Genomic DNA, 22,940 nt, shown 5'->3' on the forward strand with positions numbered 1-22,940 from the left:
CGAGCGGGCGCTGTCGAATTTTCTTGAAACCTTTCCGCTCTTTGCCGCCGCCGTGCTGATCGCGCACGCAGCAGGCCGGCATGACTGGATGACGGTGTGGGGGGCGCAACTCTATTTCTGGGCGCGAGTCGCCTATGTGCCGCTTTATGTGCTTGGCGTGCCGTTGCTGCGCTCGCTCGTGTGGAATGTGGCGACCTTCGGGATCATCCTGATCCTTCTGTCGCTGGCATTGTGAGCCTCACCCCTCGATCTTGGAGAAATCGGCGACCGTGAGCGTCGTGGCGCGAATACGGTTGAGCAGCCGCAAGCGGTTCTCGCGCAACGCAGGATCGTCGGTGTTGACGGTGACGTTGTCGAAGAAGGCGTCGACCGGGGTGCGCAACTTGGCCATCGTTGCCATGGCCGCCTCGAAATCCTCCTTGGCGACAGCGGCAGCCGCCGCTCGCTCGACCTCATCGACCGTCTTGGCCAGTGCAATTTCCTCGCTTTGTTCGAGCAGCTTGGCATCGGGGGGTTGATCGTAACTCTTATTGTCCTTCTTCTCCTCGATGCGCAGGATGTTGATGGCGCGCTTGGTGCCGGTGAGGAGATGCTCGCCGTCCTCGGTGTCCAGGAAGCTGCCAAGCGCCTCGACCCGGCGCACGATCATGAGCAGGTCGTCGCCGCCGAGCGCGAACACGGCATCGACGAGATCGTGGCGCGCACCCTGGTCGCGCAGATGCACCTTGAGCCGGTCGGCGAAGAAGGCGAGGAGGCTTCGAACAATACCCGAGCGGAACCGGTCAAAGACAGAATCTGCAAATTTTATCCGTTCAATGGGAGTCGGGCTGCTCGCTAGTCGCTCACCCTCTTCGTAGTGAACAATCTCATTCGTCGGTCCGACGACTGCAGCATCTGCGAAGAAAACGCGGGCTCCTTCACTTCCTGCGCCCGGTTGGATCTGAAACCCCCTTTTTATGTGATCCTCGACTATCAGGGAACTTGCGATCTTCAGATCGTTCTCCAGCACGATGCGGATGACGCCGAGTGCGGCGCGGCGGAGCGCGTAAGGATCCTTCGACCCGGTCGGCTTCTCGTCGATGGCCCAGAAACCAACCAGCATGTCGAGCTTGTCGGCGAGCGCCACGGAGATGGCGATGGGATCGCGCGGCACGTCATCGGACGGCCCAACCGGCTTGTAATGTGCGCCGATCGCGTCTGCGACCAAAGGATCCTCCTCCTGGTCGAGCGCGTAGTAGCGGCCCATCACCCCTTGCAGCTCGGGGAACTCGCCCACCATGTCGCTGAGGAGATCGGCCTTGGCTAGGATCGCGGCGCGCTCGGCGAGGTCTGGATCGGTGTGCACGAGCTTGGCGATCTCGCGGGCGAGCACGCGCACCCTCTGCACGCGATCGTATTGCGTGCCGAGCTTCTCGTGGAAGACGATCTCCCGGAGCTTCGGCACGCGCTCTTCGAGCATCACCTTGCGGTCGTGCTCGAAGAAGAACTTGGCGTCTGAAAGGCGCGCTGCGATCACCCGCTCATTGCCGGCGACGATGGCACGCCCACGATCCTTCGCCTCGAGATTGGCGACCATGATGAAACGGTTGGCAAGATGCTCTCCGCGACGCAGCGAGAAGCATTTCTGATGGGCCTTCATCGCCGTGGACAGCACTTCTCCCGGCACGTCGAGGAAGCTCTGATCGAAGCTCCCCATCAGCACCACGGGCCATTCGGTGAGCCCGGCATTCTCGGCGAGCAGGCCCATATCCTCGATCAGCACCAGCTTCTCTTTGGCCGCGAGCTTCTGTGCCTGCTTTAAGATAGTCGCCTCGCGCTCGCGTGGATCGAGGATGACGTAGGCTTTGCGCAGTTTCTCCACGTAATCGTCGAAGCTCCTAACAGCGAACGGCTTTGGCGCCATGAAGCGGTGGCCGCGCGATTCCTTGCCGCTTTTGATCCCGTCGATCTCGAACGGCACCACCTTGCCGCCGAAGAGGCACAGAATCGAATGCAGCGGCCGCACCCAGCGCAACCGTCCGCTTCCCCAGCGCATGGATTTCGGCCAGGGAAAATTGCGCACGATCTCCGGCACGATCTCGGCGACGACTTGCGGCGTTGCGCGTCCGTGCCGCTCGATCAGCGCCACATAGAAATCGCCTTTCTTGTCGGCGCGGATTTCGGCCTGATCCAGCGATTTGAGCCCAGCCGATTTCAAAAAACCTTGCACCGCGGCCTCTGGCGCGCCGACACGCGGGCCCTTCTTCTCCTCGCTCACATCGGGGGAACGCGCCGGCAAGCCGTCGACCACCACCGTAAGCCGCCGCGGCGTGGCGAAGCTCCGCACCGTATCGAATGTAAGGCCGGCATCTTTCAGCCGGTCGCCCATCAGCCGGGCGAGGTCTTCGGCGGCGCGTGTCTGCATGCGCGCCGGAATCTCCTCGGAGAAGATCTCAAGGAGTAGCTCAGCCATGTGCGGGCCTGCGCGTCTCAAGCATGGGCGCCGCCAGCTTCGGTCTTGAGCCAGGCCGCGCAACAGGCGCGGGCGAGCTCGCGCACGCGCAGGATGAAGCCTTGCCGCTCGGTCACCGAGATCACGCCGCGGGCGTCGAGCAGATTGAAGATATGCGAGGCCTTGATCGCCTGGTCGTAGGCCGGCAGCACCAGCAGATGGCGCTTGCCGTCGTCGCCCTTGGCGAGCAGCGCCTTGCACTCGGCCTCGGCGTCGCGGAAATGGCTGAGCAGCATCTTGGTGTCGGCCTGCTCGAAATTGTAACGCGAATATTCCTGCTCGGCTTGCAGGAACACGTCGCCATAGGTGACCTTGTCTTTGCCTTTGCCGCCGTTGAAGTTGAGATCGAACACGCGGTCGACGCCCTGCACATACATGGCGAGCCGCTCAAGCCCGTAGGTCAACTCGCCCGACACGGGATCGCAGTCGAAGCCGCCGACCTGCTGGAAATAGGTGAACTGCGATACCTCCATGCCGTCGCACCACACCTCCCAGCCAAGCCCCCAGGCGCCGAGCGTCGGGCTCTCCCAATCGTCCTCGACGAAGCGGATGTCGTGATTGGCGACGTCGACGCCGATGGCGCGGAGCGAGTCGAGATAGAGGTCCTGGATGTCCGGCGGCGACGGCTTCAGGATCACCTGGAACTGGTAGTAATGCTGGAGCCGGTTCGGGTTATCGCCATAGCGGCCGTCCTTCGGCCGTCGCGAGGGCTGCACATAGGCCGCTCGCCAGGGCCTCGGCCCGAGCGAGCGCAAGGTGGTGGCGGGATGGAAGGTGCCGGCGCCCATCTCCATGTCGTAGGGCTGGAGGATGACGCAGCCCTGATCGGCCCAATAGCGCTCGAGCCTCAGGATCAAATCCTGGAACGAGGGGGTGGCGTGAGGCCGGTCCGCTTTGCTGAGCTTGCCCATGGCCCCCGGTTTCTAGAGCAGGATGGTTTTGATGGAAACAAAAACAGGACGCGACAGGACTCTACTCTTCTTCTCTCAAAGGAGAGGGGGACGTCCGCTAGTCAGTGCCGTCTCGGGCTGTACACTCCGGTCGCGGGATCGCGTTCGAGGCGAACGACGTTCTCCGCCTCGCGCTGATCCATGGCTTTGCGCGCGCGGGCGAGCTCGGCGGCGATGCGGCGCTGCTCGTCGCGATACCAGCGTCTTGCGAGGAAAATGCCGGCACCAGCGGCCAACAGAATGAGAAGTTGCGGCATAACTAGAACCCAAAGCGAGACCAGAGCGCTCTCGCTTCGATAGCAGAAATGAGGTCGGCTGCAAGCCCGCCTGGCGAGAAGCCGAAATCGGAACCGCTGTCCCCGATGGCGACGCTCCGCCTACGGCGGAACCAGCTCGTCGACGGCGTAACCAGGCTGAAGCGGACCTCGTCGCCGTAGAGCTCGCGCATCTTGCCGCGGAGGTCGGTCAGACCGTCGATCAGGCCGAGCTCGAGCGCCTTCTTGCCTGACCAGAACTCTCCGGTGAACAGATCCTCTCCCGCCTTCTCGATGCGGACGCCACGCCTCGCCTTGACGAGATCGATGAACTCGGCATGCACGTCGCGCTGGATCGCCTTGACCCGCTCAACGTCGTCCTCCTTCACCGGCAGAAACGGATCAAGCGTCGTCTTGTTGCGGCCGGCAGTATAGACGCGCCGCTCAACGCCGATCTTGTTGATCAGCTCGTTCAAGCCGAACGTGGCGGTGACGACGCCGATCGAGCCGACGATCGAGCTTGCGTCGGCGTAGATCTCATCGCCGGCGAGCGCGAGCAGATAGCCGCCGGACGCGGCAACATCCTCGGCGAACACATAGACTTTCAGATTCTTCTCCTCGGCGAGCGCCCTGATGCGCTTGTAGATCAGCACCGATTGCACGGGCGAGCCGCCGGGGGAGTTGATCTGGATGGCGACTGCCTTGGCCCCGCGCATGGAGAAGGCCTTTTCGATGGCGGCAGCGCTGGTGGTGAGCGTGAGCCCCGGCCGGAGCGGCGTCGACAAGCCGATGGCGCCAGTGAATCTGAGCACCGGGATCAGCGTACCGCGCCCGGTCCAAGCCGGCGGCAGGAGACGTCCCACCCGATCCATCAAGGAAGGACGAAGCTCGTCCGAAAGATTGTCCATGCGGCCAAAGGTACAGACACGCAAGGTCAAATCAAGGCGGGAAACGAAGGCCTAAGAAGCCGCCGGCGCCCGCCTCTAAGCTTTGCTTAACGCAAGTCTCGCTCTCCTCACCAAGATTGAGGCCTTGCCTAGTATAATCCGGACCGAGGGGGAACGGTTACCCTGGCGCTTGCGTTTTTCCTGCAATCGCCGTGTGCGGCGCCCTCAGGAGGACTTCACATGAAGAGGCTGACAACGTTGTTGGTTGCGGCGTTTGCGCTTCTGCTGACGCTCGTCGCCATCGCTCCGAACGAGGCGTCCGCCGGTTGGCGGCGCGGCTGGGGTGGGTATTACGGCCCCGGCGTCGGGGTCTATGTCGGACCCGGCTATTACGGCGGCTACGGCTATCGCCCCTATTACGGCGGCGGCTATTACCCTTACGCCTATTATCCCTATTGGCGCGGACGCTATTATCGGCGCGGCTGGGGCTACTAGACAAAAGAACGGCCTTTAGCAGGGCCTCCAAGGGCCATTCCCGGCGGCGGGGGTGGCCCTTTGGCTTTTCCGCGCTCAAGCAGCGAAGCGGTAGCGCATCAGGAATGCGCTGAAGCAGCAAGCCTAGCGCATCAATCTTTCCCCTCTCCCCTTGAGGGAGAGGGCTTTCCGCCCGGCGCGCGGAGCGCGACGCATGGCGGGAAGGGTGAGGGGTATCTTTTGCCTGACGCGGCAGAGCCGCTTACCCCTCACCACGCCGCAAGCGGCGTGTGCTCTCCCACAAAGGGAGAGCAGGGAGCAAGTGGCCTGCGCTCAGGCAGCGAAGCCAGCCGTGACCGGGGGCCCGCGCGCTGAACGCCAAATGAATGGCGCCCTCAGATTGGGTTCAGGCCGCTCCAGCTAGAAACGCACCCATGAGCGAGGAATGGTCCTCCGCTCACCCAATCAGACGCTTTTCATAGCGTCACCAGCTGGAGGTTACCTCGATGTTCAAGAAGATCCTTCTTTCCGCCGTTGCCCTGTCAGGTCTCATGCTCGGCGTTTCTGCGGCTGAAGCCGGTTACGGCTATGGCTATGGTGGCTATGGCTACCACTACCGGCCCCATTACAGCTACTCGTACTGCCACTATGAGAGCCGCCCCGTCACCATCCGCCTGTGGGACGACTATTCCTACTCGTACTACTACAAGACGATCTATCGCAGCTACAAGGTCTGCTAGCGCGGATCTTGGAAGCCCAAGCCGCCTCACGCTTGGGCCAGTTGAGGGCTGCCGTCTATTCCCCCCAGGCGGCAGCCCTTTTTTCATCAGTCTCCAAGGTTCAACGTTTCGCCCTGGCGCAGCACCGCCTCGGCCTTGTCCGTGTAGCGGCCGCCGGCCTCATGCAGCACGAGGCCGGAGAGCAGGCGCAGGCCGGCGCGGCTTCCTTTTTTCGCCTGCACAATGACACGGAGCGCTGGCTCGCCTGCTTTCGGGAACAGCGGGAAGAGGGTGATCGCGCCGAAGCGCCGGTCGAGCAGCGCCAAGAGCTCGGGCAGAACCTGCGGCATGTGTATCAAGGTGACGCGCCCCTTCGGCGCGGTGAAGGTGGCGAGGAAGCGGACCCAGACCTCCAGCGCGCCTTCCTGCATGATATGCGCCGCCGCGCGGCCCTTATCCGGGGCCGGCCGGACCGTGCCTTCGGCATGGAAGGGCGGATTGGCCATCACCTGGTCGTAGCCCTCCCGGACGAGGCCCTTGGCGATGAGCGTCTCCGCCGGCGCGGTCAAATCCGCGGTCATTGCGCGGAAATGCGCGGCAAAGCCATTCCGCGCGGCATTGGCCTCTGCGAGCGAGCAAGCCTCTCGATCGATGTCGACCGCGGTCACAATAATTTGACGAAAGCGGGCGAGCAGGCAAAGCCCCGCCACCCCGACGCCGGCGCCGGCATCGAGCACCCGGTCTCCGGGTCGTGCGGAAACCGCCGCCTGCAACCAGACGGCGTCGCTCCCGGCGCGGTGACCGGCCTTGGATTGGGCCACGGCGACGCGGCCGCCGAGGAAGTCGTCGAGCGTCGTTTCCGGCGGCATCCCGGCCGGCGGCGCCTTTTCAGTTTTTGCCTTCATCGACGATGACATGGCCGATTCCGGCGCCGGCCAGAACGGCCCGTGCCTGCGCCAGTGCGTCGCTTGCCACGAGCACACGGCGCGGCAGCGCCCCAATCGAGCCTTCCAGAACGCTCATATTGGTATCGGCCACCATAAAGCCGATGCCCTCCTCTTCGAGAAGCGCGCTGACATAGGAGATCAGCACCGCGTCATTCGACCGCAACAATTCCTTCATGGCGAGGAAGTCCTTAGGCCGCAGAGCGCCTTGACCTTGAAGCTGGAGCACCGACACTATTCTCTGTTAAGTCAATGGCATCTTAAACGGCGTTGAGGAGCAGTCTCTTGGGAGTCGTTGTCCAGCTTTCCGGTGCGCGTGATCCAAGGGCAAGCCTTGCGCCTCTGCTCGCGCTTGTCGAGGAGGATATGGGTCATGTCAACCGCATCATCCTCGACCGTGCCCGTTCCAATGTCGAGCTGATCCCCGATCTCGCCCGCCATCTGATCGATTCCGGCGGCAAGCGCTTGCGGCCGATGCTCACCGTCGCCGCGGCGAAACTCTGCGGCTACCGGGGCGAGGGCCATGTGCGGCTCGCGGCGAGCGTCGAGTTCATGCATACCGCGACGCTGCTGCATGACGATGTGGTCGACGAGAGCGATCTCAGGCGCGGCAAGACCGCTGCCCGCTTGCTGTGGGGCAACGAGGCGAGCGTGCTCGTCGGCGACTTTCTCTTGGGCCAGGCCTTCAAGATGATGGTCGATGTGGGTTCGCTCGGGTGCTTGCGTATCTTGTCCGATGCGGCGGCGGTGATCGCCGAAGGCGAGGTAATGCAGCTCATCACCGCCAAGAACACCGAGACCACCGAGGACGATTATCTCGCGGTGATCGACGCCAAGACCGCGGCTTTGTTCGCCGCTGCCGCCGAGGTCGGCGCTGTGATCGCCAACCGGCCGAAATCGGAAGGGGCGGGCTTGAGATCCTACGGCCGCAATCTCGGCCTTGCCTTTCAGCTCGTCGACGACGCGCTCGATTATTCCGGCGAGCCGTCGATGCTCGGCAAGAGCGTCGGCGACGATTTCCGCGAGGGCAAGATCACGCTCCCTGTCGTGCTGTGCTATCGCCGCGGCAACGCGCAGGAGCGCGCCTTCTGGCAGCGCACGCTGCAGGACGGCGAGATCGGCGAGGACGATCTGCATGAAGCCATGGGTCTGATGCAGAAGCACAACGCCTTGAACGACACCATGGAGCGGGCCCGCCATTACGGCGCCATCGCCCGCGACGCGCTTGCCATCTTCCCCGACAGCGATCCCAAGGCGGCGCTGCTCGAGGCCGTGGCGTTCTGCGTCGACCGCCCGTTCTAATCGGCAACGGACAAGAATAAATCCTCGTCATGGCCGGGACTTCACCCGGCCATGACGGCTCAATTGGGCATTAGCATAGTTGCTTCGATCCACCAATTCGGGTGAACGGCTCGAAGCATGGCAGCGGCGCGCTCTGCCTCTCGCTCCGTGGCGAACAGGGCAAAGCAGGTCGGCCCGCTGCCGGAAAGTCGTGCCAGATGCGTACCTTCGCAGTCCCGAAGCGCCGCCAGAACCTCGGCGATGGCCGGGGCTAGGCTTAGCGCGGCAGGCTCGAGGTCGTTGCCGCGCCGCGCGGCGTAGTCGAGCAGCTTCTTGAAGCTTCCGCCGAAATCGAGCGTCCCCTCCGGCCGTTCCGGCGGGGCGGCAAGATCGGATGAGACGAGCACGCCATAGACATCAGCCGCGGCGAGCGGCAGGCCAGGATTGGCGAGCACGGCCGCGCAAGGCGGAAACCGGCGGACGGGAGTGACCGTCTCGCCGCGCCCGGTCATCAACGCAGGGCGGTTCAGCAGGCAGGCGGGAACATCTGAGCCAAGTCCCCCGGCGAGCTCCCGCCAACTCGCTTCGTCGAGCGCCCCTTGACTGGCGCGTGAGAGCAGCCGCAAGGCGCAGGCGGCGTCGGCAGACCCGCCGCCGAGGCCCGCCGCGACCGGCAGCGTCTTGGTGAGGTTGAAGCGGCCGAGCTTGAGTGCGGGATAAATCGCCTTGGCGGCCAAGGCCGCCTTCAGGATCAGATTGTCGCCCCGAAGCGCGGTGGCGAACGGCCCTTCGACCAGGAGATCGAGACCGTCCTGCGGCTCGAGCTCGACCGCGTCGCCGAGCTCGGCAAAAGCAACGAGGCTCTTCAGCTCGTGATAGCCATCGTCGCGGCGGCCCAGCACCTCAAGCGTGAGGTTGAGCTTGGCTTTCGCCGTGTCGCGGAGCGCCGTCATCGCGATGGCTCCGCTAGCCCGAAAGCCGGCAGACTATTCGGCGATCTTCTGCACCGTCGAATTCGCCGCCTTGGTCGCCGGCGCGTCGGGCAGGCCGTCCTTCAACTTTTTGTCGATGGTGGCGATGAGGTCGTTGTCCGGCTTCAGCGTGAGGCTCTGCTGCCACTGATATTTCGCCTCGAGCTTCCGCCCGATGCGCCAATAGGCGTCGCCGAGATGATCGTTGATCACCGGATCGTCAGGCTTAAGCTCCACCGCGCGCTCAAGATGCTCGACCGCCGATTGGATATTGCCGATGCGGTAATAAGCCCAGCCGAGGCTATCGATGTAATAGCCGTCATCGGGCTTGAGCTTCACCGCCTTGCGGATGTAGTCCATCGCCGTCTTGAGGTTCTGGCTCTGATCGACCCAGGTGTAGCCGAGATAGTTGAGCACCGGGGACTCGTCGGGCGAAAGCTCGAGCGCCTTCTTCAGGTCGGCCTCGGCCTGAGGCCAATCCTTCAGCCGCTCATTGGACACGCCGCGGGCATAGAACAGCGTCCAGTTCTCCCTGGTCGGCTTGCCAACCAGCGCGATGGCGCGACTATAGTAGTCGCGAGCCTCGGCGTAGCGCTCGTGCGAGCGCAGGATGTTGCCGAGCGCATCGAGCGGACGAATGTCCTTAGAGTTCTTGGCGATTATTTTTTCGAGCAGCGCCTTGGCATCGTCCACCCGCTCGAGCGAATTCAGCGCCAGCGCTTTCTGGATCTGCACGTTCAGCCAGAGCGGCGAATCCTCATTGATGCTGTTGAAGGCGGCGAGCTCGAGATCGTACCGCTTGGCGCTGTCATAGGCCTCGGCGAGGGCCACTTGGGCGAGCGGGAAATCGGGCTCGAGGTAGAGCGCGAACTGCAGGAAGATGATGCCCATATCGAGTCCGCCCTCGCCCGCGAGAGCGTCGCCGATGCCATAAAACACCTCGGCCAGCCCGTCGTTCGGAGAGGTGACGAGCAAAGGCGGGGTCTTGCCGGCCTCGATGTCGTTGAGCAGCGCCGTCGACAGGGGATGCTCCGCCGACTTGGCGATATGGGTCTTGAGCGTCTGCTTGGCGAGCTTGCGGTTGTTGCTGTTCACCGAGTGCCTGGCATAGGCATCGGCCACTCTGAGCGTCGCCGGATTCTTCTTGAAGGCTTGGGCGAAGGCGACCCGCGCCACGTCACGCTTGCCTGCCACATCGGCGATCAGCGCGCGGTGGTAGCGCTGATAGAATTGTGCCCAGTCGGCATCGCTCAACGTATCGAGAGTGGCGAACGCCTGATCTGTCTTGCCGTTAGCCTGCTGCACCCAGGCCCTGGCCAGGATCGACGTCAGATCGGCAATCGGGCCTTGACGCGCCGCGGCGAAGTGCTCGTCGGCTTCCTTGTAGTCGCCGCGCTTGAACGCCTCGCAGCCGAGCAGGAACTGCGCGATGCGGTGCGACGGCTCGACCTTGACCAGCTCGCGCGCGAGCGCAACGGCGCGATCCCAATCGGCTGCCGCCGTCTCAAGCAGGAAGGCCTGTTCGAGGATCAGCTCGTTGGTCGGGTCCTCGGCGAGCGCCCGCGAATAGAAGTCAGCCGCGGCCGTGGTGTCGTGGTCGCCGCGGGCCACGCGACCGGAGAGATAGTTGCCGAGCAAGGTGCCGGGCTCGGGGTGGTCCACTACTGTCGCGGTCACTTCCGAATAGGCTGCCGGAGCAGCGAGAATGGCCAAGACAAAGAGAGACCTCCGCGCCCAGGTGCGGAAGACGGAATTTTCGGCAGTTGGCATGTGCGTTCGGCTTGACGCCGCCCCAAACAGTGCGGTTCGAAGGCCCCACAGTGCGGTTTTAAAGGCCCTCACAGTGCGGTTCAAATGCCCCAAAGGGGGAGGATTATGCGTTTTTGCGCTGTCCGCAACCCAAAAGCTTGCTTGCCTCTGAAAGGCGGCGCGTTTGTGACCGTTCTCCGCGACAAGCTTGCACGCGAGCCTAGATCAGGCAGCTTACATATTGACGTAATTGGGCCCGTCACCGCCCTCAGGCGGCACCCAAGTAATGTTCTGGGCCGGATCCTTCACGTCGCAGGTTTTGCAGTGGACGCAGTTCTGCGCGTTGATCTGAAACCTGAGCTTTCCGCCCTCGTCGACCACCTCGTAGACCTGCGCCGGGCAATAGCGCTGCGCTGGCTCGGCATATTCGGGAAGGGTCTCGGCGATCGGGATACTGGGGTCGGTGAGCCTCAGATGCACCGGCTGGTTCTCGGCGTGGTTGGTGCCCGACAGGAACACCGAGGAGAGAATGTCGAAGGTGAGCCCGCCGTCCGGCTTCGGGTAGTCGATTTGCTTCGCCTGCGCGGCCTTCGTGAGGCTCGCATAGTCAGGCTTCGAGTGCTTGAGCGTGTGGGTGAGAAACGGAAACAGCGTGTTCAGCCACATGTCGATGCCGCCCAGCATCACGCCGAGGCGGGTGCCGAGCCGCGACCACAGCGGCTTCACGTTGCGCACCTTTTTCAGCTCAGTGGCCATGGAGCTTTGCTTGACGCTTTGCTCGTAGGCGTCGAGCACGTCGCGCGAGCGCCCGGCACGAAGCGCGGCGAAAGCGGCTTCCGCCGCCATCATGCCGGAGAGCATGGCGTTGTGGGTGCCCTTGATGCGCGGCACGTTCATGAAGCCCGCGGAGCAGCCGATCAGCGCTCCGCCTGGAAAGGCAAGGCGGGGAATCGCCTGCCAGCCGCCTTCGGTGAGCGCCCGGGCGCCATAGGAGATGCGCCTGCCGCCTTGCAGATGCTCGGCGATGCGCGGATGCAGCTTGGCGCGCTGAAACTCCTTGAACGGGTTGAGATAGGGATTGGCGTAGTCGAGATGCACGACGAAGCCGACCGACACCAGGTTCTCGCCGAAATGATAGAGGAAGGAGCCGCCGCCGGTTGAGTCCCCGAGCGGCCAGCCCATGGTGTGCTGCACGAGCCCCGGCCGGTGCTTCTCCTTCGGCACCTCCCACAGCTCCTTCAGGCCGATGCCGTATTTCTGCGGGCCGCTCTCGGCATCGAGGCTGAAGCGGCGGATGAGCTGTTTGGTGAGGGAGCCCCGCGCGCCCTCTGCGAGCAGCGTGTATTTGCCGACAAGAGCGATCCCGGGCGTGTAGCTTTCCTTGTGCGTGCCGTCGCGGGCCACGCCCATGTCGCCGGTGATGACGCCCTCGACCTCACCATTCGGCCCGAATATCGCGTCGGTGACGGAGATGCCGGGATAGATCTCGACGCCAAGGGCCTCAGCCTGCTCGCCGAGCCAGCGGGTGAGGCTGCCGAGGCTGCCGACATAGCAGCCATGATTGCTCATGAGCGGCGGCATCAGAACGGAGGGGAAGCCGATGCCACCCTTCTCGGTGAGGTAATAGAAGCGGTCCTCGCTCGCTTGCGTTTGCAGGGGAGAGTCCTGCTCGCGCCAGTCAGGCAAAAGACGGTCTAGCCCCACTGGATCGATCACGGCGCCCGACAGGATATGGGCTCCGACCTGGCTGCCCTTCTCCAGCACCACCACGGAGATGTCTTGGCCCGTCTCGGCCGCGAGCTGCTTAATCCTGATCGCAGCGGCAAGCCCGGCGGGGCCTGCGCCGACGATCACCACGTCGAACTCCATGGTCTCGCGGGGGGTCACTTCGTCCAAAGGGCTCGCTCCAATTTGGGGCTAAGGGCCAAGGGCTTAGCGGGCCAAGGGTTTTATGTCATTCCCGCCGGAACGGGAATCCGATATCCAACACATCTGGGGAAGCGAGGCAATTGAGGCAAGCAGCTGATGTCGGTGGCTGACACTAGAGCGGTGCAGGCGCTGCTCGACTGGTATCGGGCCATGGGCGTCGACGAGGCGGTCGGCGAGGAGCCGGTCGACTGTTTTGCCGCGGCTGCGCCCAAGCCCGCGGCGCGCCCTGCACCCGAAGTGAAAATGGCTGCGAGACCGCCCCGCATTGCACCCGGAGCGGCAACGCCAGCCTCCACGCGAGGCATCGGTGCCAAGGTCTCGACGTTGACGGAGCTCGAGGCTCTGGTCGCCGGATTCGAAGGTTGCTCCTTGCGGCGGACCGCGAAAAGCCTGTGCTTCGCCAGAGGCAGCGCCGAGGCGCGCATCATGCTGATCGGAGAGGCGCCTGGCCGCGATGAGGACCTCCAAGGCAAGCCCTTCGTCGGCCGCGCTGGGCAACTGCTCGACCGCATGCTGGCGGCGATCGGGCTTTCCGAGCAACATGTCTACATTACCAACACGGTTTATTGGCGCCCGCCGGGCAACCGCACGCCGACGCCAGAGGAGATCGAGGCCTGTGCCCCGTTTCTCGCCCGCCAGATCGAGCTGTTGTCGCCGAGCGTTCTGGTCCTGCTCGGCGGCGCCGCGGCAAAGACGATCCTCGGGGTGAGCGAAGGCATCATGCGGCTCAGAGGCAAATGGCTGACTTATGCTTGCGCCGGCCGCGACCTGCCCACGCTCGCCACGCTGCACCCCGCCTATCTCCTGCGCAACTCGGCGGCCAAGCGCTACGCCTGGCGCGATCTCTTGATGCTGAAGGCGGCACTGGATTCAGAAATCAGAGGTCAGTAATCAGAAATCGGACTATGTTCGATTGACTTCTGACTTCTGACCTCTGATTTCCGACCCCTGCCACCATGACCCGCATCGACGAAAGCGTCCCGTTCATTCCATTGCACATCGCCGTGCTCACCATCTCGGACACGCGCGACGAGACGTCCGACACTTCGGGCGCCCTGCTTGCCGCAATGATCGAGCAGGCCGGTCATCTTCTGGCGGCGAAGGCGATCGTGTTGGACGACGAGAAAGAGATCCGCAAGCAGGTCAAGAAATGGATCAAGGATCCTGAGATCGATGTGGTGATCACCACCGGCGGCACCGGCTTCGCCAAGCGCGACGTGACGCCAGAGGCGGTTAAGCCGCTGTTCGAGAAGGACATCGACGGCTTCGCGGCGGTGTTCCACATGGTCAGCTTCGCCACCATCGGCACCTCCACGGTGCAGTCGAGGGCCTGCGGTGGCATGGCGAACGGCACCTTCATCTTCTGCCTGCCGGGGTCGCCTGGCGCCTGCAAGGACGGCTGGAACGGCATCCTCAAATTGCAGCTCGACAACCGCCATCGCCCTTGCAGCTTCATCGAGGTGATGCCCCGCCTCAAGGGATTGCCGGGGACGAAATCCAAGTCCTGACTTGGCTCAGGGCTTGGGCGGAATGAGCCGCTCCCAATCTCGGCGCATGCGCCGGTGATCGTCCTCGGTATCGACGTCGCTCAGCGTTGCCGCGAAGGCCACGCGCGAGCCCTTGAGATTGCCAAGCGTATCGGCGAGAGCGTGCGGGCTCGACCAGCGCACGCCCGCGAATGGCGCGAGCAGACGCGGGGAGCGGCGCAAGCCGACGAGCCAATAGCCCCCGTCCGGCGCAGGACCGAACACAGCCTCGGCTCCCCCAAGGAGGCGAAAGGCGCGTGCAATGTCGCTTGCCTTGATGGAAGGAATGTCGCTGCCGACGATGATCGCAGGCCCCGGCGGCAGAAGCCGGAACAGACGCTGCATCTTCGCTCCGAGGTCGCCATGGCCTTGCGCCAGCCGCTCGATCGCAAGCGGCCAGAACGCGGCGTTCCTATCGCTATCGGGCGACACTGCAAGCAGCGTGCGCCAGCGGCTGTCGGGGCCAAGCCGCATCAGCGTGTGGGCGAGGCAGGAGCGATAGAATCTCGCTGTTTGGATCGCGCCGATGCTTGCCGCGAGCCGGCGCTTGCCGCGCCCGGCAAGCGGGCTCTTGGCCATCACAATGAGGCGTTGGGCGTATGGAGCGCGGGCAGGGCGCGCTTTTTTCCTACCCATAAAGCCGCGCGAGCACGCGCGTGGGCACGTGGAGGTAATAGAGCAGCATGCAGCAGAGATTGCGCAAGGAGCGCCCCACATAACCTTCGCGGCGATAGCGGATGCCGCTCGTCACCGCGCGCGATTGCAGCATCACGAGCTGGCGCCGCTTGAGCCGGCGCACGAGATCGACATCCTCCATGAGCGGCATCGGCCGGAAGCCGCCAAGCTCGCGATAGAGGTTGCGCGAGATGAGCAGTCCCTGATCGCCGTAAGGCAGCGCGAATAGAAAGCAGCGGAGCGCCACGAGCGATTCCAACAGGCGCGGCATCATCCCGTCATCGTCGAGCGCAAAGCGGAAGGCGGCTGCGGCCGGCGCCCGCCGGCCTTTAGCCACGCGCTCCATGAACGCTTCCGCTTCCTCAGCCCAGCCGGGCGAGAGCACCGTGTCGGCGTGAAGAAAGAGGAGCCAGTCGCCACGCGCCGCCGCCGCACCCGCCTGAAGCTGGGTGCCGCGCCCGAGCTTGGTCCTGATCAGCCTGGTCCCGGCTGCTTCGGCAATGCCGCAAGTCTCGTCGGTCGACCCGCCATCGACTAGGATCGCCTCCTGCACGATGCCGTCGACCACCGCCGGCACCAGCGCCGTAAGCGTGGGCCCGAGCGTCGCCTCGGCATTGTATGTGGGGATAACCACGGAAATCATGGAGGCGGACTATAGCGTTTGGCCGAAATCCGGCAATTCCCCCGTTCCAAATCCTTAATGATGTTCTTGATTTGTTCTTATTGGGTCTTTATATGCATGGCCATGTCGATCGCACTGAGAAAGCCTGGAGAGTCTGAAAGCTTCCCGCTGGAGATCGGGGGCCTGGCAAGCGGCCGCCGCAACGGGCGAGGGGCCGCGACCAACCGGTCGGGCCGCTACGAGCCGATCGCCTACGAGCCGGTCGACGACGGCTGGGAGTCTCTCACCGAGCTCGAGGCCTTGACCACCGAAGTGCAGGAGGTTCCGGCCAGGCGCATCATCACCCGCAATTCCTCTCCCGATATTGGCTTCGACCGGTCGATCAATCCCTATCGCGGCTGCGAGCATGGCTGCATCTACTGCTTCGCGCGGCCCACCCACGCCTTCCTCGGCCTCTCGCCCGGTCTCGATTTTGAGACCAAGTTGTTTGCCAAGACCAATGCCGGTGCTGCGCTCGAGCGCGAGCTTGCCGACCCCTCCTATCGTCCCCGCACCATCGCCATCGGCACCAACACCGATCCTTATCAGCCGATCGAGCGGCGCTACCGCATCATGCGTCGCATCCTGGAAGTTCTGTCGGCTGCGAACCATCCTGTCGGCATTGTCACCAAATCGGCGCTGGTCTTGCGCGATCTCGACCTGCTTCGCTCCATGGCGGAGAGGGGTTTGGTCAAGGTGGCGCTGTCGGTCACCACGCTCGACCGCAAGCTCGCCCGCGCCATGGAGCCGCGCGCGAGCACGCCGGACAAGCGGCTTGAGACAGTGGCCAGGCTGGTCGAGGCCGGCGTTCCGACCTCGGTGATGGTGGCGCCGGTCATTCCAGGCCTCACCGACATGGAGATGGAGCGGATCCTGGAGCGTTCAGCCGCAGCGGGCGTGAGGAACGCGGGCTATGTGCTGCTCAGGCTTCCGCTCGAGATCGGCGATCTGTTCACCGAATGGCTGACGGCGAACTGCCCCGACCGCGCCAAGCGCGTGCTGTCGCTGATGCGGTCCTCCCGCGGTGGCAAGCTCTACGACGCGAAATGGGGCGAGCGCATGGTGGGCGAGGGGCCCTATGCCTGGATGATCGGTCGCCGTTTCGAGATTGCCGCCGAGCGCCTCGGCTTCAATAAAGAGTCGGTCGAGCTTCGCACCGACCTGTTCACCCCGCCGGTCCTCCCCGGCCAGCAGCTCCGCCTGCTTTAGCGATCCAACCCGCCCGTGCCGGGATTGCAACGCTCCCACTGGTTCAAAGCTGCGGCGTACCCGGGAGCTTCCACGTCAGGGCACTCATTCTATGCGGACTCTCGCCGTATCTCGGGTTTGTCAGGGACCTGTAATCAGGTATCCCACGTACCAGGAGAAAACATTGGTGTCGGAGGCATTTTGCAGTCCTCGACCCGCTGAGAACAGAAAGCGGTTGTGTTCGTTGATGTCGTAGATCGCACCGATGTTGAACCCGGTGCTGTCCTTCCCATCAATCGAGTCAGCGGTTTGATGGAATATTTCCCCACCGACAGAAAGCCTGTCGGTCACCTTTCGTTGTAGCAACACACCAGAGAACCAAAAATTCTTGTCACCTGCGCCGCCTCGGTTGATCCAATAGCCGCCACCGCCGTCGACGGTCCAATCGCCGAAGCTCTTCTGAAACCACATCGGAAGAAATACTAGGACGTGGCCTGCCCCAAGCCCGCGATCTTCGTCACCGGTGGGCAAATTGACCAGCGGAAATACCGCAACTTGCGGTCGCCAACCCTTATTATCCTCCTGGATGAACCTGTACTTGAAGCTGATCGGCGTGTCGCCGTAGCCGAATCGCATTGCGCCGCTGGAAGGACTGTCAAACGCCGTTGCAGTGTCGATCGTGAGCTGGCCGTTGGGGATGAGGCCGTAGTTAAGTTCTATCCCCGGCAGAGTCCCAGCAGTATCGTCGCTCACGACTGTCCCGGTTGAAAACGTGTAGAACTCGAAGTGCCTAAATTCGGTCGGCTCTGGATCGTCTGTTCGGTAAGGTGGTCCAGCATATACGGGCCCAGGTGCAAGACAGCAAAGTGCGACCATCCCCGCTCGCCAGATGGACAATCGTGTCATCGCCGAACAAGCCCCTGCGTAAGATCCTGAACCTCCAGTGGCTGGAAGAAGGCTCCGGTTCCGATTGGCACAAAGGCGCATGCGCGCTTGCTAATCAAGGAATTGAAAGAAGGCAGTTTGGTGATTTGCACGTATACAAAGTAGTATACGCGCGGGTGAGCCGATCATGTTCGATGACCACTACGCTTGCACTTTAGGTCAGTGCCCGTACGCAGCACTCTACGGACTTCGGGGTGGTTGGTCGCTTGTATGATCCGCCTGCTGTCGCTGGTCCAAAATGCGGGCCAAACCCTCTTTCGCGGCCACCAGCTCAGGACGGGAAGCGAGTGCTGCACGGAAATCATCCGAAGCCTGATTTATTTTGCCGAGCAGCTCATAGGCCTGTCCGCGTTTCGTCAACGCGATGGGATCGTTCGGTTTAGCAGCCAATGCCTCGCTCAGGTCGTCGATCGCTTTCTGGTAGTAGCCCAAAGTCAGGTAAAGACCGCCGCGATTGAAACGGCAATAGGGCTCTCTTGGATCGCGCTCCACTCCAACGGAATAGTCCGCGATTGCATCGTCATAGCGCGCAAGCTCGGAACGCGCCAAGCCCCGGTTGCAATAGGCGGCCGCAAATTCGGGCTTCAACCTGATGGCTTCGGTGAAATCAGCGATGGCGCTCTCGAAGCGGCCCACATTGGCGAGCACGGTACCTCGGTCGTACCACGCTTGAGCCAGATCAGGCTCTAGTCGTATCGCTACGCTGTAGTCGCTAATCGCTGATCCTAGCTCACCGGCTGCCGCCTTGGCGTTGCCGCGATTGATGTAGGCGCCGACGTCGGTTGGATCGCTCTTGATCACCTGACTCAATAAAGCCACAGCTCGCAGTGGCTTTCTCTCCAACATACAGGTCTTGGCTTGCAGAAGAAGAGCTTCGCGCTCGCTATCGTTGCTCAGCAATTCCAGGGGCAGCGCGTTTTCGAGGCATTGGTAGGTGACACCTGCATGAGCCGGGCATGCTAGCACGCACACCAGACCGATGGCGCGCGCGGCTAGGATGCAAATGAAGCGCATCTTGCCACTTAGAAATTTACAGCGGTGCGCATCACAAGGGCTGAGGCATAGCAAATTCGACCATGACAGATGGACGCCCTTCGAATTCACCGAGCGCTGCGATGCGGAGCCACGACTCTTCTTGGCGAAAGCCCGCTTCATTTGATCGAGAATGACCCTCGTGCCACTGTTCCGATTGGCACAAAAGCGCGTGGCCGCTCACCGATCAAGGAAGCGAAAGAAGGCCGATTGTTGGTTTGAAGGTATACAAAGCAGTATACGAGCTTGACAGGAGATCACGCCCTAAGGCTGATCCTCATGCGAAGGCCCGGGGCATTGTCTTCAGCCGTAAGCGTCATTCCGTGGAGGTCTGCCACGGCCGCGGCTAAGGCAAGACCGAGTCCATGACCGGGCGTCGTTGTGCTGCGCGCTGATCGGTAGAATCGTCTGAAAATCAAATCCCGATCCGCTGCCGGAACTCCCGGTCCATCATCGGCGACGAACGCCACCGCGCCAGACTCATTCTCAGCCACAGAGACCTCAATGTTGGTGCCGCGCGGAGTATGGCGAAGGGCATTGTCGAGGAGATTTGAGAACATTTCTGTGAGCAGGGCTCTGTCGCCCCAAGCGGTGATTTTTGCAGGAACGTTCACGGTGATCGACTTGCCATCGTGTTCGGCCGCCGCAGTATACGTGTCGGCGAGGTTTGCCAGCAGTCTGCTCATTTCGACTTGACCAAAGCCGCTGCGGCGTGTGCCGGCTTCAATCTGTGCGATACGAAGCAGGGCCGAGAACGTTTCGAGCAAGTTTTCGGTGTCCGCCATCGCAGCATCGATAGCTCTTTTGCATTTCAGTCCGTCGCTGGCACGGGCCGATCTAAGCTTTTGGCGCAAGTGACCTAACGGAGTTTTCAAAGAGTGAGCGATGTCGTTGGAGACTTGGCGCAGGCTGTCCATCAAAGCCTGTATGCGATCGAGCATTAGATTGAGGGTCTCGGAAAGACGATCGAAATTGTCGTTCGTACCCCGCGTCGGAATGCGTTGATCGAGATCTCCCTCGATGATTGCGTCAGCCGTGCGCGTGATCGCGTCGACGCGCCGGAGAAATCCGAAGCTGAGTGCCAGCCCTCCTGCAAGGCTCAGGAGGGGCACGGCCAGCAGCAACCAACCCAATGCCTCGATGAGCGCGGCCCGGACGTTTTCTATCGGGGCAAGATCGTCGCCCACAGCGAGACGCAAGCCTTGGGGCAGCGCGACATTGCGAACGCGAAGAGTCCTGGGGGGATCTCCACGACGGCCGCGCGGCTCACTCAGGTCGGTCCAGCCCACCGTATCAGGCATGGAGGGCAGATCGCCGGCCAGCCGATTGCCATTGGCATCGAGCACGAGATATTCGAGCGCAGGGAAGACGTTGGTCCGCTCCTGCACCTCTGCTACAAGCGCATCCTTCCCGTCCAAGCTCAGCTCCTGTTGAAGGAGCGCCATTTCCGCGTCGATCCGCGTGGCAATTTGCCGATCGAGTGAGGTTTCGACCGTGAGGTAGAAGACGACACCGAGGATTGAGACCGAAGTAACGAAGAGTAGGACGTAGAGAACAGCCAGCCCAAAGCTCGCCGTGCGAACCAGTCTAGTCAGGAGGTCGAATGACATAGCCCGAACCTCGTTTGGTATGTATCAGCCGTGGCTTCCTTCCTCTTTCAATCTTTGCCCGGAGGCGGCTGACGTTGGTTTCCACGATCTTGGTTTTTGGGTCGAAGTTGAATTCCCATACCTTCTCCAACAGCATTGCGCGCGCGACCACGTGCCCGGCGTTCCGCATCAGATATTCGAGCAGGCGAAACTCTAGAGGGCTTAGATCTATGTTCTTGCTGGCTCGTGTGATCCGCCGATTGATGCGATCCATTTCGAGATCGGCCACGCGAAGGACGGGTTCCCATCCCGTAAGCGGCGGCCGGCGCGTGATCGCGTTGAGCCTCGCGAAAAATTCGGGGAACTCAAACGGCTTGGCCAGGTAGTCGTCGCCACCTGCGTCCAGGCCCTGAACTCGATCGTCGAGACCTCCTAGCGCTGTTAGGAAAAGCACCGGCGTTCGGATTGCCTGCTCACGCAATTTTCTCACGACGGCCAAGCCATCGAGTCCCGGCAGCATCCGGTCAATAACGATCGCGTCGTAGTGATGGGCCGAGGCCTTTATCAATCCATCGTGACCGTCTGCGACGCAGTCGGCTGAATGTCCGGCACGCTTAAGTCTATCCCGAACCTGGTTGGCGGTTTCGATGTCGTCTTCAATGACCAAGACACGCATGGAGATTACGTCGAGTTCGTCATCGATAGGCAGCAGAGGACGGGTACGAACCTCTTTCTATAGCAGACCCATTCGTCCAAGCCTCGCCTAGAACGGATACATAAACGTATCCCGCGAGTAATAGAACCGCCCGGAAATCTCCCTATCGTTACTCGGCTCAACCTCGCAATCTGCGCGAGGCCTGCGGCATGCCGACTCGCAATTTCGGAACACAAAGAAGAGCGGACCAATGAACGACTTTTCGGCCGGACCAACGCTAACAAACCTGCAAGCCAGTAAGGTTCCGGAAGTCACCCTCGGTTTCTGGATCATCAAGATTCTCGCGACGACACTTGGTGAGACCGGCGGCGACACCGTCACCATGACCTGGCTTAAGGCAGACGTCATGGTCAACACAGGGTACCTGGTCGGAAGCGCGATTTTCCTTTCGACCTTGGTTCTCCTAGTGGTCGTCCAGATCGCGGCGAAGAAGTTCCACCCCTTCCTTTATTGGGCGACCATCGTCGCCTCCACCACCTTCGGCACCACGATGGCCGACTTCGCCGACCGCTCGCTCGGCATTGGCTATACCGGCGGCTCAATGCTTCTGTTCGCCTGCCTTATGGCTGTGCTGACGCTTTGGTACTGGTCGGAAGGCACGATCTCGGTGAACACGGTCAGCACACCACGTGTCGAAGCCTTCTATTGGGCCGCCATCACCTTTTCCCAGACATTGGGAACCGCGCTTGGCGATTGGATTGCCGACACTGGCGGTCTCGGATACGAAGGCGGAGCGCTTGTGTTCGCCGCTGGACTGGCAGTTACTGCTGCGCTGTATTACTGGACGGATGTGTCTCGCGTGGGGCTGTTTTGGGCCGCCTTCATTCTGACGCGGCCCCTGGGAGCCACGTTGGGCGATTTCCTCGACAAGCCGTTGGACCATGGCGGGCTTGCCTTGAGCCGGCCAATCGCTTCCGTGGTAATCGCGTTGATCATGGTCGGCTGCATTCTCGTCATTCCTCAAAGGCCAGGCAGTCATCCCGAAGCAGTTGGAGACCGGGCGTAGATAAAGCTCCAAACCAAGGGCAATGTCCGCTGCTCCGCTTGCTTTTGGCCACCATCCCTGGGATTCGTCATTGCCGGGCTTGACCCGGCAATCCATTTCGTTGGCATTGTCCGTTGTGGAGCAACGGGATGGATGCCCGGATCAAGTCTGGGCATGACGATGGCGGTAATGATGGGAAAGGCCCAAGGACCTGAGGTTTTCCACAGCGGCGACGTCGTGAGTTGCCAAAGCGGTCTCGCTTGGCAAGACTTCGTCTCCATGGGAGTCACGCGGGGAAACGCAGCGGCCCGCACAGTTCCGACCTTCGACCTCGAAGCGGAGCTGATGGACCAATTGCACGGGCCGATCGCCGGCATCGACGAGGCTGGCCGTGGCCCTTGGGCGGGACCGGTGGTGGTCGCCGCGGTGATTCTTAATCCTGATCGCATCCCAGAGGGGCTCAACGATTCGAAGGTGCTCACCGCGGAAGCGCGCGAGGATCGCTATGCCGAGATCATAGCCACCGCCTGCGTGTCGGTGGTCATCGGCCACGTCCGCCGTATCGACCGCGACAATATCTTGCAGGCAACCTTGTGGGGCATGCGCGCCGCCTATCGCGGGCTTGAGACGCCGGCAGCAACGGCCCTGATCGACGGCAACATCATCCCGCGCCGCTTTCCCTGCAAGGCGCGGGCACTGGTCGGCGGCGACGGCCGCTCGGTCTCCATCGCCGCGGCGTCGATCGTGGCCAAGGTCACCCGCGATCGCCTGATGGTGAAACTATCGCGCCGCTACCGTCGCTATGGCTGGGAACAGAACAAGGGTTACGGCACGCCTGAGCACGCGCGCGCCATCAAGAAGCACGGCGTGTGCACCCATCACCGCCGCTCTTTCAGCCCGATCGAGCTTGCGCTTCAGCTGCTCAATCAGCCTGCCGAAATCAGCGCGCCGAGCCCGTATGCTCATCTGCGTAGC

At 62.4% G+C, this 22,940-nt stretch carries 24 protein-coding genes; 9 read left to right on the forward strand and 15 right to left on the reverse strand.

Translation table 11 applies throughout. From position 1 onward, the window contains the following. Positions 1-235: MAPEG family protein (locus tag ACREC7_RS10300; protein WP_431555595.1), on the forward strand; the 235-nt coding region annotated here is incomplete at its 5' end. Positions 236-238: 3 nt separating this feature from the next. On the opposite strand, the gene glyS is transcribed toward ACREC7_RS10300, so the two are convergent. The 4 genes from glyS to ACREC7_RS10320 form a co-directional block, all read right to left on the reverse strand. Beyond that, positions 239-2,452, reverse strand: coding sequence for a glycine--tRNA ligase subunit beta (gene glyS / locus ACREC7_RS10305; RefSeq protein ID WP_431555596.1), 2,214 nt, complete (start codon positions 2,450-2,452; stop codon positions 239-241). 17 nt (positions 2,453-2,469) lie between these two features. Continuing rightward, positions 2,470-3,402: a glycine--tRNA ligase subunit alpha gene (locus tag ACREC7_RS10310; RefSeq protein WP_431555597.1), complete on the reverse strand. Its 933-nt coding sequence runs from the start codon at positions 3,400-3,402 to the stop codon at positions 2,470-2,472. Between the two features lie 101 nt (positions 3,403-3,503). Beyond that, positions 3,504-3,698: a hypothetical protein gene (locus tag ACREC7_RS10315; protein WP_431555598.1), complete on the reverse strand. Its 195-nt coding sequence runs from the start codon at positions 3,696-3,698 to the stop codon at positions 3,504-3,506. A gap of 2 nt (positions 3,699-3,700) precedes the next feature. Next, on the reverse strand, positions 3,701-4,603 hold the full coding sequence (locus ACREC7_RS10320) for a S49 family peptidase (protein ID WP_431555599.1): 903 nt from the start codon (positions 4,601-4,603) through the stop codon (positions 3,701-3,703). A 219-nt stretch (positions 4,604-4,822) separates the two neighbouring features. On the opposite strand from ACREC7_RS10320, the gene ACREC7_RS10325 reads away from it, so the two are divergent. Both ACREC7_RS10325 and ACREC7_RS10330 read left to right on the forward strand, forming a co-directional pair. Further along, on the forward strand, positions 4,823-5,077 hold the full coding sequence (locus ACREC7_RS10325; RefSeq protein ID WP_431555600.1) for a hypothetical protein: 255 nt from the start codon (positions 4,823-4,825) through the stop codon (positions 5,075-5,077). A gap of 485 nt (positions 5,078-5,562) precedes the next feature. Continuing rightward, positions 5,563-5,796: a hypothetical protein gene (locus ACREC7_RS10330; protein ID WP_431555601.1), complete on the forward strand. Its 234-nt coding sequence runs from the start codon at positions 5,563-5,565 to the stop codon at positions 5,794-5,796. A gap of 86 nt (positions 5,797-5,882) precedes the next feature. On the opposite strand, the gene ACREC7_RS10335 is transcribed toward ACREC7_RS10330, so the two are convergent. Both ACREC7_RS10335 and ACREC7_RS10340 read right to left on the reverse strand, forming a co-directional pair. Then, positions 5,883-6,692 (reverse strand): tRNA1(Val) (adenine(37)-N6)-methyltransferase, encoded by an 810-nt coding sequence (locus ACREC7_RS10335; RefSeq protein ID WP_431555602.1) that lies wholly within the window; start codon positions 6,690-6,692, stop codon positions 5,883-5,885. Beyond that, complete coding sequence (locus ACREC7_RS10340) at positions 6,664-6,948, reverse strand: DUF2007 domain-containing protein (protein ID WP_431555603.1); 285 nt, start codon at positions 6,946-6,948, stop codon at positions 6,664-6,666. The genes ACREC7_RS10335 and ACREC7_RS10340 overlap by 29 nt, the downstream gene beginning before the upstream one ends. A gap of 56 nt (positions 6,949-7,004) precedes the next feature. On the opposite strand from ACREC7_RS10340, the gene ACREC7_RS10345 reads away from it, so the two are divergent. Continuing rightward, positions 7,005-8,021: a polyprenyl synthetase family protein gene (locus ACREC7_RS10345; protein WP_431555604.1), complete on the forward strand. Its 1,017-nt coding sequence runs from the start codon at positions 7,005-7,007 to the stop codon at positions 8,019-8,021. A 59-nt stretch (positions 8,022-8,080) separates the two neighbouring features. Here ACREC7_RS10345 and ACREC7_RS10350 read toward each other — a convergent pair whose 3' ends face one another. The 3 genes from ACREC7_RS10350 to ACREC7_RS10360 all read right to left on the reverse strand — a co-directional run bounded on the left by ACREC7_RS10350 (position 8,081) and on the right by ACREC7_RS10360 (position 12,589). Then, positions 8,081-8,953, reverse strand: coding sequence for a 4-(cytidine 5'-diphospho)-2-C-methyl-D-erythritol kinase (locus ACREC7_RS10350; protein WP_431555605.1), 873 nt, complete (start codon positions 8,951-8,953; stop codon positions 8,081-8,083). 33 nt (positions 8,954-8,986) lie between these two features. Beyond that, on the reverse strand, positions 8,987-10,741 hold the full coding sequence (locus ACREC7_RS10355) for a tetratricopeptide repeat protein (RefSeq protein ID WP_431555606.1): 1,755 nt from the start codon (positions 10,739-10,741) through the stop codon (positions 8,987-8,989). Between the two features lie 213 nt (positions 10,742-10,954). Continuing rightward, the gene (locus ACREC7_RS10360) at positions 10,955-12,589 is read right to left on the reverse strand and encodes an electron transfer flavoprotein-ubiquinone oxidoreductase (protein ID WP_431555618.1); all 1,635 of its coding nucleotides are present in this window, start codon (positions 12,587-12,589) and stop codon (positions 10,955-10,957) included. Between the two features lie 156 nt (positions 12,590-12,745). On the opposite strand from ACREC7_RS10360, the gene ACREC7_RS10365 reads away from it, so the two are divergent. Beyond that, positions 12,746-13,540 carry a uracil-DNA glycosylase gene (locus ACREC7_RS10365; protein ID WP_431555607.1) on the forward strand — a complete coding sequence of 265 codons (795 nt, stop codon included), beginning with the start codon at positions 12,746-12,748 and terminating at the stop codon, positions 13,538-13,540. A gap of 65 nt (positions 13,541-13,605) precedes the next feature. Then, entirely contained in the window at positions 13,606-14,157 is a 552-nt protein-coding gene (moaB, locus tag ACREC7_RS10370; protein ID WP_431555608.1) for a molybdenum cofactor biosynthesis protein B, read from the forward strand. 6 nt (positions 14,158-14,163) lie between these two features. On the opposite strand, the gene ACREC7_RS10375 is transcribed toward moaB, so the two are convergent. Continuing rightward, complete coding sequence (locus tag ACREC7_RS10375; RefSeq protein ID WP_431555609.1) at positions 14,164-14,754, reverse strand: TIGR04282 family arsenosugar biosynthesis glycosyltransferase; 591 nt, start codon at positions 14,752-14,754, stop codon at positions 14,164-14,166. A 49-nt stretch (positions 14,755-14,803) separates the two neighbouring features. After that, the gene (locus ACREC7_RS10380) at positions 14,804-15,493 is read right to left on the reverse strand and encodes a TIGR04283 family arsenosugar biosynthesis glycosyltransferase (protein WP_431555610.1); all 690 of its coding nucleotides are present in this window, start codon (positions 15,491-15,493) and stop codon (positions 14,804-14,806) included. 96 nt (positions 15,494-15,589) lie between these two features. On the opposite strand from ACREC7_RS10380, the gene ACREC7_RS10385 reads away from it, so the two are divergent. Continuing rightward, complete coding sequence (locus ACREC7_RS10385; protein ID WP_431555611.1) at positions 15,590-16,720, forward strand: PA0069 family radical SAM protein; 1,131 nt, start codon at positions 15,590-15,592, stop codon at positions 16,718-16,720. 120 nt (positions 16,721-16,840) lie between these two features. On the opposite strand, the gene ACREC7_RS10390 is transcribed toward ACREC7_RS10385, so the two are convergent. From ACREC7_RS10390 to ACREC7_RS10405, 4 genes are all read right to left on the reverse strand, one after another. Next, the gene (locus ACREC7_RS10390) at positions 16,841-17,686 is read right to left on the reverse strand and encodes a transporter (RefSeq protein WP_431555612.1); all 846 of its coding nucleotides are present in this window, start codon (positions 17,684-17,686) and stop codon (positions 16,841-16,843) included. A 138-nt stretch (positions 17,687-17,824) separates the two neighbouring features. Further along, positions 17,825-18,799 carry a tetratricopeptide repeat protein gene (locus ACREC7_RS10395; RefSeq protein WP_431555613.1) on the reverse strand — a complete coding sequence of 325 codons (975 nt, stop codon included), beginning with the start codon at positions 18,797-18,799 and terminating at the stop codon, positions 17,825-17,827. A 134-nt stretch (positions 18,800-18,933) separates the two neighbouring features. Further along, positions 18,934-20,286 (reverse strand): ATP-binding protein, encoded by a 1,353-nt coding sequence (locus ACREC7_RS10400; RefSeq protein WP_431555614.1) that lies wholly within the window; start codon positions 20,284-20,286, stop codon positions 18,934-18,936. Then, entirely contained in the window at positions 20,264-20,941 is a 678-nt protein-coding gene (locus ACREC7_RS10405; protein ID WP_431555615.1) for a response regulator transcription factor, read from the reverse strand. The genes ACREC7_RS10400 and ACREC7_RS10405 overlap by 23 nt, the downstream gene beginning before the upstream one ends. A 229-nt stretch (positions 20,942-21,170) precedes the next feature. Between ACREC7_RS10405 and ACREC7_RS10410 the strand changes: the two genes are divergently transcribed. After that, positions 21,171-21,986 (forward strand): COG4705 family protein, encoded by an 816-nt coding sequence (locus ACREC7_RS10410; protein ID WP_431555616.1) that lies wholly within the window; start codon positions 21,171-21,173, stop codon positions 21,984-21,986. 153 nt (positions 21,987-22,139) lie between these two features. Further along, positions 22,140-22,940: ribonuclease HII (locus ACREC7_RS10415; protein WP_431555617.1), on the forward strand; the 801-nt coding region annotated here is incomplete at its 3' end.

It is taken from the genome of Methyloceanibacter sp., from assembly GCF_050728395.1.
GTDB lineage: Bacteria > Pseudomonadota > Alphaproteobacteria > Rhizobiales > Methyloligellaceae > Methyloceanibacter.

Coding starts and splice junctions, on each gene's coding strand:
- ACREC7_RS10375 (WP_431555609.1), bottom strand. CDS start 14,754: ATGGCCAAGAGCCCGCTTGCCGGGCGCGGCAAGCGCCGGCTCGCGGCA.
- ACREC7_RS10395 (WP_431555613.1), bottom strand. CDS start 18,799: ATGAAGCGGGCTTTCGCCAAGAAGAGTCGTGGCTCCGCATCGCAGCGC.
- ACREC7_RS10410 (WP_431555616.1), top strand. CDS start 21,171: ATGAACGACTTTTCGGCCGGACCAACGCTAACAAACCTGCAAGCCAGT.
- ACREC7_RS10325 (WP_431555600.1), top strand. CDS start 4,823: ATGAAGAGGCTGACAACGTTGTTGGTTGCGGCGTTTGCGCTTCTGCTG.
- ACREC7_RS10400 (WP_431555614.1), bottom strand. CDS start 20,286: ATGTCATTCGACCTCCTGACTAGACTGGTTCGCACGGCGAGCTTTGGG.
- ACREC7_RS10330 (WP_431555601.1), top strand. CDS start 5,563: ATGTTCAAGAAGATCCTTCTTTCCGCCGTTGCCCTGTCAGGTCTCATG.
- ACREC7_RS10355 (WP_431555606.1), bottom strand. CDS start 10,741: ATGCCAACTGCCGAAAATTCCGTCTTCCGCACCTGGGCGCGGAGGTCT.
- ACREC7_RS10385 (WP_431555611.1), top strand. CDS start 15,590: ATGGCCATGTCGATCGCACTGAGAAAGCCTGGAGAGTCTGAAAGCTTC.
- ACREC7_RS10315 (WP_431555598.1), bottom strand. CDS start 3,698: ATGCCGCAACTTCTCATTCTGTTGGCCGCTGGTGCCGGCATTTTCCTC.
- ACREC7_RS10380 (WP_431555610.1), bottom strand. CDS start 15,493: ATGATTTCCGTGGTTATCCCCACATACAATGCCGAGGCGACGCTCGGG.
- ACREC7_RS10365 (WP_431555607.1), top strand. CDS start 12,746: ATGTCGGTGGCTGACACTAGAGCGGTGCAGGCGCTGCTCGACTGGTAT.
- ACREC7_RS10405 (WP_431555615.1), bottom strand. CDS start 20,941: ATGCGTGTCTTGGTCATTGAAGACGACATCGAAACCGCCAACCAGGTT.
- ACREC7_RS10390 (WP_431555612.1), bottom strand. CDS start 17,686: ATGCGCCTTTGTGCCAATCGGAACCGGAGCCTTCTTCCAGCCACTGGA.
- ACREC7_RS10335 (WP_431555602.1), bottom strand. CDS start 6,692: ATGTCATCGTCGATGAAGGCAAAAACTGAAAAGGCGCCGCCGGCCGGG.
- ACREC7_RS10360 (WP_431555618.1), bottom strand. CDS start 12,589: ATGGAGTTCGACGTGGTGATCGTCGGCGCAGGCCCCGCCGGGCTTGCC.
- ACREC7_RS10350 (WP_431555605.1), bottom strand. CDS start 8,953: ATGACGGCGCTCCGCGACACGGCGAAAGCCAAGCTCAACCTCACGCTT.
- glyS (WP_431555596.1), bottom strand. CDS start 2,452: ATGGCTGAGCTACTCCTTGAGATCTTCTCCGAGGAGATTCCGGCGCGC.
- moaB (WP_431555608.1), top strand. CDS start 13,606: ATGACCCGCATCGACGAAAGCGTCCCGTTCATTCCATTGCACATCGCC.
- ACREC7_RS10310 (WP_431555597.1), bottom strand. CDS start 3,402: ATGGGCAAGCTCAGCAAAGCGGACCGGCCTCACGCCACCCCCTCGTTC.
- ACREC7_RS10320 (WP_431555599.1), bottom strand. CDS start 4,603: ATGGACAATCTTTCGGACGAGCTTCGTCCTTCCTTGATGGATCGGGTG.